This is a genomic window from Rhodovulum marinum (assembly GCF_004343075.1).
Classification (GTDB): domain Bacteria; phylum Pseudomonadota; class Alphaproteobacteria; order Rhodobacterales; family Rhodobacteraceae; genus Rhodovulum; species Rhodovulum marinum.
Genome location: NZ_SLXP01000017.1, coordinates 54,985 through 65,992 on the forward strand (window position 1 = coordinate 54,985; position 11,008 = coordinate 65,992).

General features: G+C 62.9%; 8 protein-coding genes. 6 read left to right on the forward strand and 2 right to left on the reverse strand.

Features of this window, described 5'->3' with window-relative positions:
* Positions 1-670 precede the first annotated feature (670 nt).
* A complete protein-coding gene (locus EV662_RS17815) occupies positions 671-1,018 on the reverse strand; it encodes a plasmid mobilization protein (protein WP_132465701.1) in 348 nt (115 codons plus the stop codon).
* A 266-nt stretch (positions 1,019-1,284) separates the two neighbouring features.
* Positions 1,285-1,425: a DUF4113 domain-containing protein gene (locus EV662_RS17820; RefSeq protein ID WP_243695893.1), complete on the reverse strand. Its 141-nt coding sequence runs from the start codon at positions 1,423-1,425 to the stop codon at positions 1,285-1,287.
* 50 nt (positions 1,426-1,475) lie between these two features.
* Here EV662_RS17820 and EV662_RS17825 point away from each other — a divergent pair, with 50 nt between their 5' ends.
* The 6 genes from EV662_RS17825 (at position 1,476) to EV662_RS17850 (ending at position 10,664) form a co-directional block, all read left to right on the forward strand.
* Positions 1,476-1,901 (forward strand): BrxR family transcriptional regulator, encoded by a 426-nt coding sequence (locus tag EV662_RS17825; protein WP_132465704.1) that lies wholly within the window; start codon positions 1,476-1,478, stop codon positions 1,899-1,901.
* Positions 1,902-2,081: 180 nt separating this feature from the next.
* The gene (locus tag EV662_RS17830; RefSeq protein WP_132465707.1) at positions 2,082-4,100 is read left to right on the forward strand and encodes a type I restriction-modification system subunit M; all 2,019 of its coding nucleotides are present in this window, start codon (positions 2,082-2,084) and stop codon (positions 4,098-4,100) included.
* The gene (locus EV662_RS17835) at positions 4,100-5,386 is read left to right on the forward strand and encodes a restriction endonuclease subunit S (RefSeq protein WP_243695894.1); all 1,287 of its coding nucleotides are present in this window, start codon (positions 4,100-4,102) and stop codon (positions 5,384-5,386) included. Before EV662_RS17830 ends, EV662_RS17835 begins: the two co-directional genes overlap by 1 nt.
* A gap of 166 nt (positions 5,387-5,552) precedes the next feature.
* On the forward strand, positions 5,553-6,455 hold the full coding sequence (locus tag EV662_RS17840) for an Abi family protein (protein ID WP_132465710.1): 903 nt from the start codon (positions 5,553-5,555) through the stop codon (positions 6,453-6,455).
* 55 nt (positions 6,456-6,510) lie between these two features.
* Complete coding sequence (locus EV662_RS17845) at positions 6,511-7,437, forward strand: GIY-YIG nuclease family protein (protein WP_132465713.1); 927 nt, start codon at positions 6,511-6,513, stop codon at positions 7,435-7,437.
* Positions 7,434-10,664: a type I restriction endonuclease subunit R gene (locus tag EV662_RS17850; protein WP_132465715.1), complete on the forward strand. Its 3,231-nt coding sequence runs from the start codon at positions 7,434-7,436 to the stop codon at positions 10,662-10,664. Before EV662_RS17845 ends, EV662_RS17850 begins: the two co-directional genes overlap by 4 nt.
* The last annotated feature ends 344 nt before the right edge of the window (positions 10,665-11,008 follow it).

An 11,008-nucleotide genomic window follows, 5' to 3' on the forward strand; every position in this document is an offset into this window, starting at 1 on the left:
AAGGACAGCGTGCCCGCGTGCCGGCAGACAAAGCTAGGGGTGCCATGGCCGGTGGTCTCGACCTCGACCCTTATCGGGCTGCCGACCGCCTCCAGCGCGGTGTTCAGCCCGGGCACGTCCGTGGGCCGCCGCGCGAAGGCCGCGTTCAGGTCCCGGGCCAGGGGCGGGGCATGGACATGCGCCGATAGGCGCCGCGCGGGCGCATGGCCGGACAGGCGGACGGGCCGGCCGCGGCTGTAATACGGCTCTTCAAGGCCCAGCCGCCGGGCCAGCCCCCGGTGGGTCGTATCGGTATGGGCGGGGCTGGTGATGGGGCGCAAGGGAAAGCCGAGGAAGGTTCTCAACGCGGCGAAGCCATGGGCGTGATCGCAGGCCGCATCGGCGTGACGCACGAGGATCCAGGGCGCCATGTCGGGCGGCAGCCCGTGCCGGCCGAGCGCGAAGCGGAATACGGCCAGCCATTGGGGCCGGGAGAGCCAGAGCCCTTCCGGCGCCGACAGGGTGACGTGGACGAACCCGTCCCGGTCGGGATCGGAAAAGCGCTGGAAGAACCGGCGCGCCCGGGTCGGGCTGGACACGGGCACCGTGCCGCCCAGCAGCTCATGGCCGGGCCGCATGTCGTAGCTTGCCAGGCATTCGGCCGTCCGGTGAAATTGCAGGTGCGGCCGCATCAGCCCCGCTCCGATCCCGCCGGCAAATGGGCCAGAAACAACTGTTCGGCGGCATCCAGCAACCGCTCGATCCGCTCCCGGGGGATCGGGCTGTCCGTGGCCTGGGCGTGGTGCAGGACCGCGTTCAGCAGTTCGCCGACCCGGGCGATATCGCGGGCCAGCCGTATGTCGTGCGACACCTGCGCGGACAACAGGCGCGTGCGGATGAACTCCGCAAGCTGGGCGTAACCGTGTTCCTGCGCCCGGCGCTGCAACTCTGCCTCCTCCGCGGGCGTGGTGCGGAACTTGATCACCCTGGAGCGCTTGGGGGTGTTCGAGGCTGCGAACGGTTCGGTCATGGTGCGCATGGTCAGGTCTCCTTGTTTTAGCCGGGCTGACTTCGCCCGGGGTTGTATGGAAAACCTATGACACCACCCCGAAAATCCCGAGCGGGGCGGGGTCGAAAAGCGGCAGGGATCTGCAGGTTTCTGTGGAAAACGCGGCCGGTTCTCGCGGAGGCGGCGCGCAGGATGGGCCGTGTCGGCCGCGGCGCATGTTCACGCGTTTCCGGGAAGATGCGGACCGGCCGGGCGTGCGAGGAAATGTCGTTCAATAACGCCACCGGGCCCGCGCGTTAGGTGCTGACGCGCGAGCGATCCGCGTGGTGTATCGCGGACTGCGATAGTCCCCCCGCATCGCCCCGCCCTGTCCCTTCGGATCCAAGGACCATGGTCTTCTTGCTGAACCGGGCATTGACCGCATCGAGCGCCTGCATCACGGCGCGGGATCACGAGCGGGCTGGCACTGGAGGTCGTCTACCAGTCGATGTCGCGCCCGGAGTCGGGCGCGCAGGTCATCGAGCCCCACGCCCTGGCCTTCGATGGGTTCCGCTGGCATGCGCGGGCCTTCTGCCGGCGGGACGGCGTGTTGAAGGATTTCCTGCTTTCACGGATCCTGGAGGCCCGGGACAGCGGGCTTACGGAAAGTGCCTCCGCGGACGACCGGGCCTGGCAGGAGAAGATCGAGCTGGTGATCGCGCCGCATCCGGGGCTTTCCGAGGCGCAGACCCGGGTCTTCGAGATGGATTACGCGATGGAGGAGGGCGTGGCGCGGATCCCGGTGCGCCGGGCGCTGCTCCACTACGCGCTCAAGCGGCTGGGGCTCGATACCGATCCCGACGCGCGGGCGCCGCGGGACCAGCAGATCGTGCTGGTCAATCGCGACGAGGTGATGGCGGCGCTTGGGGCGTAAAGCCTTTCGCAGGGGCAAATCCGGCCGTTCGATTTTGGTTTGCCAGTATCGAGCATTCGGAAGCCGGGCGGTTTTTCCACAGGAATCATCCTATGGGCGATTCCGTCACGGCGGCTCGTACCTTATTTAGGGGATAAGGTTCTGCCGGGAGGTCAGTAGATTGATGATAAGGTCGAATAGATGAATACCCAGACGAAAAACACCTCTCTCGCGGATTTCATCTGGAAGAACGCGGATGACCTCTGGGGAAACTTCAAGCACGTCGACTTCGGCAAGATCATCCTGCCCTTCACCCTGCTGCGCCGTCTGGAATGCGTGCTGGAACCGACCCGGGACCAGGTGCGCGAGACCGTCAAGACCATGAAGGACAGCGGGATCGACCTGGACGTCATTCTGCGCACCCAGACCGGCTACCCGTTCTACAACACCTCGAATTACGACCTGCGCAGTCTCGGCGCGACCCGGACCCGTCAGAACCTCGAGGACTACATCGCCTCCTTCTCGGACAACGCGCGGGTCATCTTCGAACAGTTCGACTTCGCGAACACGCTGGCCCGGATGGACAAGGCCGGGGTCCTCTACAAGATCTGTCAGAACTTCGCCGCCATTGATCTGCACCCCGACGCGGTTCCGGAACGGGTCATGTCCAACGTCTATGAGCACCTGATCCGGCGCTTCGGCGCCGAGGTGAACGAGGCGGCTGAAGACTTCATGACGCCGCGCGACGTCGTCCATCTGGCCATCGAGCTGCTGCTCGACCCGGACGACCAGATGTTCATCGACAATCCCGGCCTGATCCGGACCCTCTATGACCCCACCTGCGGCACCGGCGGCTTCCTGTCGGACGGCATGGAGCACGTGAACGCGCTGCGCGACCGATATTCGGTTGCCCCGGTCATCGTGCCCTACGGGCAGGAGCTGGAACCGGAGACCCACGCCGTCTGCCTCGCCTCGATGTTGCTCAAGACCGTCGAGTCCGATCCCGGCCGCGACCTGTCGAAGAACATCAAGCTCGGCAGCACCCTGTCCGACGACAAGCTCGCGGATGAGCGGTTCCATTACTGCGTCTCGAACCCGCCCTTCGGTAAGAAATGGGAGATGGACCAGGCCGCCGTGGTCCGGGAGCATCAGGAGAAGGGGTTCGAGGGCCGCTTCGGCCCCAAGCTGCCGCGCGTCAGCGACGGGTCGATGCTATTTCTGCTTCACCTCCTTAGCAAGCTGGAGGCGCCGGAACGTGGCGGCGGGCGGGCGGCCATCGTCCTCTCCGGCTCGCCCCTCTTCAACGGGAACGCGGGGCAAGGGGAATCCGAGATCCGTCGTTACCTGCTGGAGGAGGACGTGGTCGAGGCGATCATCGCGCTTCCGACCGAGATCTTCTTCCGCACCGGGATCGGCACCTACATCTGGCTCCTGTCCAACAAGAAGCCGGCCGCCCGAAAGGGCAAGGTCCAGCTGATCGACGCCACCGCACTCTATGAGCCGATGCGCAAGAGCGAGGGCAACAAGCGCCGGAAGGTCGGGGACGGCCAGATCCGCCAGATCGTCCAGATGTATGCCGACTTCGCCGAGACGAAGGAGAGCCGCCTGTTCGACAGCCGCGACTTCGGCTACCGCCGAGTGAAGGTCCTGCGCCCGCTGCGCAAGAAGATCGTGATCTCGGCCGAAGGGCTGGCGGCGCTGGCGGATGAAACCGCATGGGGCAAGCTCGCGCCCGAAGTGCAGACCGCATGGACTGCGCTCTTCGAGGCGGACATGGGCGAGGCGCATGGCTGGCAGCGGTTCGAGGCCTGGGTCAAGAACGCGGCCAAACGCGATGCGGGGCTGGGCAAGGTGAACGCCGCCCTCATCAAGGCGTTCCAGAAATCTTTCGGCGTGCGCGACACGGAACTCGATCCGGTGCGCGACAAGAAGGGTGAGATCATCCCCGATGACGCCCTGACGGATTTCGAGAACATCCCCCTCGGGACCGACATCCGGGACTACATGGCGCAGGAGGTGCTGCCCCATGCGCCAGACGCCTATGTCGATGAGACATTCCGGGACGATTACGACGGCCAGGTCGGCATCGTGGGGTATGAGATCAACTTCAACCGCTACTTCTATGAATACCAGCCGCCCCGCGATCTTGAAGAGATCGACGCCGAGCTGAAGGCGGTCGAGGCGGAAATCGCTGCGGTGCTGGCGGAGGTGACGGACTGATGCCCGCGCGCTACAAGACTATGGTGGATACCGGAAATTCATTCCTCGGGAAAATGCCATCTCATTGGACGGTCAATCGGGGCGCAGCATTTCTCTACGAAAAGAAAGTAAGAAACGTCGGAACCGCCTCAACAAATTATCTGTCGTTGATGGCAAATCGTGGGATCATCCTTTACGAAGACAAAGGCGATGTTGGGAACAAGAAGCCTGAGGACTTGTCCAAGTGTAAAGTCGTCGAGATTGGTGACTTTGTGCTGAACAGTATGAACTATGCAATCGGTTCTTACGGTATTTCACCTTATAATGGTGTTTGCAGCCCTGTATACGTTATTATGAGAAACCGACCTGAAACGGCTGAGCATGCGTTTGTAAATTATATCCTTTCCAATAGGCACTATCAGACCTATGCGCAGTCGTTTGGCACTGGAATCTTGGATCATCGAAGGGCGATTGGTTGGGAGGAAATTAAGCAGATCCCAGTCGCGCTGCCCCCCTTGGAAGAACAAGCCGCCATCGCCCGCTTTCTAGACCAGGAAACCGGCCAGATTGACGGCCTGATCGAGAAGAAGACCCGGTTCATCGCGCTGCTGAAGGAAAAGATACTCGGCTTTTCGGACTCGTGCGTTACCGGCCGCGACGACAGCCGACGCGTCCTCAAGGACGTCGATATACCGTGGGCACCTCGGATTCCGGAAGGCTGGACCGTGCGAAAGGGCAAGCATCTCTTCGAAGAAATGGCGCGCCCGGTGGGTCCAAACGATGAAATCATCACCGCGTTCCGCGATGGGCAGGTCTGCCTCAGGAGCAAGCGGCGAACAGAGGGCTACACCTTCGCCGAGAAGGAAGTCGGATACCAAAGAATACTAAAGGGCGATTTGGTCATTCATACTATGGATGCCTTCGCCGGCGCGATTGGGGTTTCCGAAGACGACGGAAAAGCGACCGGCGAGTATGCGGTGTGCAAACCTCGCTCCGATGAGGCCGTCCCCGAATACTACGCCTACCTGCTCAGGTGCATGGCGCGGCGAAACTACATCTATGTTCTGTGCCCATCTGTTCGTGAAAGAGCCCCGAGGTTTCGTTTTGTGCGGTTCGCGCCCGTGAAACTCCCCGTGCCCCCTCGCGAGGAGCAGCTTGAAATCGTTGATCGGATCGAACGTGCAACGGCACGAATGAAGAACCTGATCGCCCTGACCGAGCGCAGCATCGACCTACTTCGCGAGAAGCGTGCTGCCCTGATCACTGCTGCCGTGACCGGCAAGATCGACGTGAGGGCGGCGGCATGACTTTTTGCGCGGACCGGTCGGTTTCTTATTGCTTTGGTAGGATTCCTGCCCTATCTACTGTCTCAACAAGACCCGCCACGCCTCGGACGGAGCCTCGGTTTCGCACTGCGCACCCCGGCGGGTTACTTGTTTTCAGGGTATCGCTTTCGCGGCACAGGAGTGCCGCATGAAGTTTGAAAAGCCCGCCGTTTCTGTCCCGGATCAGGTCGAACTGCTCAAGCGCCGCGGCATGATTGTCGGGGACGAAGCCCAGGCACAGCACTACCTGAACTTCATCTCCTACTATAGGCTGCGGGCCTACTGGCTGCCCTTCGAGGTGCCCGCCGCGAACAACGGCGATCACGCCTTCCGTGACGGGACAACCTTCGAGGATGTGCTGACCCTCTACATCTTCGACCGCGAACTGCGGCTCTTGGTACTGGACGCCATCGAGCGGGTCGAAGTGGCCTTGCGCGCGCAATGGGCGCATCACATGGCCATGAGCCATGGCCCCCATGGATATCTCGAACAGGGTCACTATGCCCACATCGGGCGTCATGCCTCTGCCGTTGCCGAGTTGAACAAGGAATTCCACCGCTCGCGCGATACGTTCGCGACCCACTATCGCGACAAATACACCTCGCCAAAGCTGCCGCCGGTCTGGATGGCGGCAGAGGTCATGTCGTTCGGTTTGCTGTCGAAATTTTACAGCGACCTGAAACTGCGCAGCGATAGAAACGCCATCGCAGCCCTTTTCGCGCAGGACGAAAAGGTGGTCACGTCTTTCGCCCATCATATCAGCCATGTCCGCAACATCTGCGCCCACCATGGCAGGCTTTGGAACAAGCGCTTCACGGTGAAGATGACGGTTCCGAAATACCCCGCCAAGCTGCCCGTCGCCATGCGGGATGCCGATCCGCGCTATCTGCACAACACTCTGGTGATGCTCGATTATCTTTTGGCCCTGATCGCACCGGGCAACGAATGGAAAAAGCGTCTTGTTGCCCTGATTGACGGCTGCCCGTTGGCCGATCCTGCCAGCATGGGGTTTCCAGCGGATTGGCGCGCCAGAGCAGTATGGAAGGTATGAAGATGCCGATTGCTGCCCCATCAAAGCTGGCAAGACTTCCGAAAGAGGCGTCGGCATGACCACAGGCGAAACCTTCGGGCGGACCATCCAGCTTTTCCTCGTCGACGGGAAACCCACGGGCCTGCGCAAGGCGACGATCCACGGCTGGACCGGCCTGTTGTTCGTCAGCGGCGCCTCAGCCTTCGGCGACCTGACCGCCCGATCCGAGGTGGATCGGACCGGGGTCTACATCCTGTCCGGGCCGGACCCGGACAAGCCCGGCGTGACCCGGGTCTATATCGGGTCCGGAAACTCCGTGTCCGAACGGATCGAACAGAGCGCGAAGAAGCGCGACTTCTGGGAAACCGCGATCACGGTCACCACCAGCGACGACGACCTTTCGAAGGGACATGCCGAATATCTCGAGGCCCGTCTGATCCGCGTTGCCGCACAGGCGGGCCGGGTCACGCTGGACAACGGCACTCATCCCGACACAGACCGCCGGCGCCTGCCCGAGGCCGATGTCGCGAACATGGAACAGTTCCTGTCGAACCTTCGGATCATTTTACCGGTCATCGGGCTCGATATGCTCAAGCCCCAGCCGCGTGCCGTGACGCAGGTCGCGAAACCCGCCGAAGACCGGACCGCCGAAGAGGTCCATTTCGAGATCCGTCACAAGAGCGGCGTTCAGGCGACGGCGGTCGAGGAGGACGGGGAGTTCGTGGTGCTGGAAGGCTCCGAGGCCCTGATCGGGACCGGATATGTTCAGCAGAGCTACGGCGGGCTGAAGGACAAGATGATCGCCGAGGGCGTCCTGATCCCGCACGCGGAGGACAGGATGCGTTTCGCGAGGCCTTGGCCGTTCAGCAGCCCCTCGGCTGCGGCGGCTGTCGTGCTGGACCGGAATAGTAACGGGCGGCTTGAGTGGAAGGTCCGGGGTTCGAAGCTGAATTATCACGAGTGGCAGCAGGCGCAGGCCGGCGGTACGGAGGTGACGGAATGAGCGACCTGCATCACGAGAAGCACCTCGAGTCCTACATTGTCCAGAAGCTCGCCGCCGCTGGCTGGCTGGTCGGCACGTCTGATGCCTATGACGCGGACCGGGCCATGTATCCCGAGGATTTGGAGGCCTGGCTGCGCGCCACCCAGCCGCAGAAATGGGACCGGCTTCAAGCGATGAACGGCGAAAAGACCCTGGGCGTCGTCATGGACCGGCTGGAGACGGCGCTGGAAAAACAGGGGATGGTGCAGACCCTGCGCCGGGGCTTCTCCATCGCTGGCGCCGGTCACCTCGACCTGTCCGAGGCTGCACCCGAGGACCAGCGCAACGAGAAGGTCCTGCACCGCTATGCGTCGAACCGGCTGCGGGTTGTGCCGCAGCTGAAGTATCACCCGGGCCGCGAGCTCGCCATCGACCTCGGCCTGTTCCTGAACGGCCTGCCGCTGGCGACGGTCGAGCTGAAGACCGATTTCACCCAGTCGGTCGAACACGCGAAGGCCCAGTACCGGCGCGACCGCTTGCCCGTGGACCCGGTCACCAAACGCAAGCACCCGCTCCTGACGCAGCATCGCGGCGCGGTGGTCCATTTCGCGATGTCCGACAGCGAGATCTGGATGACCACGAAGCTCGCGGGCGACGACACCTTCTTCCTGCCCTTCAACAAGGGCGACAACGGCCGCGCCGGAAACCCTGCGCGGGCCGACGGTCAATACCCGGTCGCCTATTTCTGGGAGGAGATCTGCCAGCCCGACGCTTTCCTGCGGATCTTCCACAGCTTCGTCTATGTCGAGAAGAAGAACGTGGTCGACCTGAAGGGGAACTGGTCGGTCAAGGAGACCCTGATCTTCCCCCGGTTCCACCAGTTCGACGCGGTCAACAAGATGATCGCCGATGCCAAGGAGAAGGGGCCCGGGCACCCCTACCTGTGCGAGCACAGCGCGGGCTCGGGCAAGACCTCGACGATTGCCTGGACCGCGCATGACCTGGTGAAGCTGCGCCGGGACGACGGGACACCGATCTTCGACACGGTGATCATCGTGACGGACCGGAACGTCCTGGACGGGCAATTGCAGGACGCAGTCCAGCAGATCGACCACCAGAAGGGCCTGATCGCCGCGATCGACCGGGAGACCTCGTCGAAGTCGAAGAGCGACCAGTTGAGCGAGGCGATGCTGAAGGGCACCCCGATCATCGTGGTGACCATCCAGACCTTCCCCTTCGCGATGGAGGCGATCCTGACCGAGAAGTCTCTTAGGGACCGGAACTTCGCGGTGATCATCGACGAGGCGCACAATTCGCAGACCGGCAACACCGCGTCGAAGCTGCAGGCGACGCTGGCCCTGTCGGCGAAAAGCGACATGTCGGAGATGACGGTCGAGGACATCCTTCTGGAGGTCCAGCGGTCCCGGAAGCGGCCGGCGAACGTGTCCCATTTTGCCTTCACCGCGACCCCTAAGCACTCGACCATGATGCTCTTCGGTCGCCCGTCCGATCCCACCAAGCCCGCTTCGGACGACAACCTGCCGGTCTCTTTCCACAAGTACGAGATGCGCCAGGCAATCGAGGAAGGGTTCATCCTGGACGTTCTGCGCGGCTACGTCCCCTACAAGACCGCCTTCAACCTCGGACAGGAGATCGTTGACGAGAAGCGGGTCGACGGGAAGGCTGCCAAGCGGGCTCTGGCAAAGTGGATGACGCTTCACCCGACGAACGTCACCCAGAAGGTCCGATTCATCATCAAGCACTTCTCGAAGAACGTGGCCCACCTTCTGGACGGGAAGGCCAAGGCGATGGTGGTCACCAGCTCCCGGGCCTCCGCGGTCCGCTACAAGCGGGCCTTCGACGCCTTCATCGCCGCGAACCCGGAATACGGGAACATCCGGGCCCTCGTCGCCTTCTCGGGCAAGCTGAGCGGGGCTGACGTGATGCACCCGAACGACGACCTTCTCCAGGGGGACGCGTTCGTCGTTGAGGAGGACGCGGAGTTTACCGAGGCGACCATGAACCCGGACGCGGGCGGCAAGGACCTGCGCCACGTCTTCGACCGGCCGGAATACCGGGTCATGCTGGTCGCAAACAAGTTCCAGACCGGGTTCGACCAGCCCAAGCTGGTCGCGATGTACGTGGACAAGAAGATCGCGAACGCGGTCGAGATCGTCCAGACCTTCTCCCGCCTGAACCGGACCTTTCCCGGCAAGGACCAGACCTTCATCATCGACTTCATCAACGACACGGACGTGGTCCGGGCCGCCTTCGCCCAGTATGATCGGGGCGCCCGGATCGAGGAGGTGCAGGACCTCAACGTCATCTACGACCTGAAGGGGTTCCTCGACGAGCAGGGGGTCTACGACGAGACCCACGTCCTCGACTTCCAGAATGCCCGGTTCCAGACCGCTTCCGCCGCCGCCAGCGGCACCGATGAGGAAGCGGCGCATAAGGCGATGTACGCCGCCACCCAGGAACCGACCGACGCCTACAATCAGCGCCTCGCGGAGCTTCGGGACCGGGCAATTGAGACCGAGGACGCCTGGCAGCAGGCGAAGGCGACCGGGAACGAGGACGGGATGAAGCGTGCGGACCACGAGCGCGAACAGGTCGAGGCGGCGATCGTGTCACTGACGGATTTCAAGGCCGGCCTGTCCCGGTTCGGCCGCCTTTACGCCTATGTCGCGCAGCTAATCGACCTCGGTGATCCGGACCTTGAGGTCTTCGCCGCCTTCTCGAAGCTGCTCGCGAACCGGCTGGACGGGGTCCCTCCCTCCGAGATCGACCTGCATGGGATCGCGCTGACCGGCTATGACATCGTTGCACGTGAGGAGCCCAAGGACGGCGACGCGGCGGAGCCCCCCACCCTCGATCCGGTCAAGGGGGGCGGGGGCGGCGGGCGGCCCGGCGCGCTCCCGGTCTACATGCAGGAGCTGATCGAGCGGCTGAACCGCCTCTTCGGGGAGGCGACTCCGCTCGAGGACCAGGTCGCCTTCGTGAACCAGGTCGCCGAGATAACCCGCAAGAACCCGGTCGTGATGGCCCAGATCGACAAGAACAGTAAGGACCAGGCGATGAAAGGCAACCTTCCCGGCGCGGTGCAGGCGGCGGTGGTCCGGGCCATGTCCTCGCACAGCGCGCTCGCCACGCTCCTTCTCAGCAAGGATCGGCAGGCCCTGCCGATCCTCGAGGGAGTGATCTACGAAATCCTCAAAAAAGGTGAAGCTCTGAGCCTTCACGACTGACGCGCTTCGTTAAGAAAGGCCGCATATGGAAGACTAGCTCCTCGTGGCCGCGATCACGGATGCTGATGCTGTCCCGCCGGTAACAAGATGGGCCTTTATACAGGTGGATCTTTTTCTATCGTGATAACCTGCATCGTAAAGGAGGAAGGCTTCGGCGGTTGCATGCCCCCGCAACCAAATTATCCCGCGTTTCCAAACGCTTATACGCCGCCCTCCGGGGCGGCGTTTGCGTTGTTTCTTCCCGTGGAAATGACCTGCCCCGATGAAGTGGTCCGGTTTCAGTCTTAGTGCATGAGGGGTCTTGGCGCTACGGCTGGTGTGGCCGGCGAAGCGGCTCCGGATGG

What these genes read in the sequence shown, in the direction of transcription:
- EV662_RS17825 (WP_132465704.1), top strand. Translation starts at nt 1,476, where the DNA reads ATGTCGCGCCCGGAGTCGGGCGCGCAGGTCATCGAGCCCCACGCCCTG.
- EV662_RS17820 (WP_243695893.1), bottom strand. Translation starts at nt 1,425, where the DNA reads ATGCAGGCGCTCGATGCGGTCAATGCCCGGTTCAGCAAGAAGACCATG.
- EV662_RS17835 (WP_243695894.1), top strand. Translation starts at nt 4,100, where the DNA reads ATGCCCGCGCGCTACAAGACTATGGTGGATACCGGAAATTCATTCCTC.
- EV662_RS17815 (WP_132465701.1), bottom strand. Translation starts at nt 1,018, where the DNA reads ATGCGCACCATGACCGAACCGTTCGCAGCCTCGAACACCCCCAAGCGC.
- EV662_RS17830 (WP_132465707.1), top strand. Translation starts at nt 2,082, where the DNA reads ATGAATACCCAGACGAAAAACACCTCTCTCGCGGATTTCATCTGGAAG.
- EV662_RS17845 (WP_132465713.1), top strand. Translation starts at nt 6,511, where the DNA reads ATGACCACAGGCGAAACCTTCGGGCGGACCATCCAGCTTTTCCTCGTC.
- EV662_RS17850 (WP_132465715.1), top strand. Translation starts at nt 7,434, where the DNA reads ATGAGCGACCTGCATCACGAGAAGCACCTCGAGTCCTACATTGTCCAG.
- EV662_RS17840 (WP_132465710.1), top strand. Translation starts at nt 5,553, where the DNA reads ATGAAGTTTGAAAAGCCCGCCGTTTCTGTCCCGGATCAGGTCGAACTG.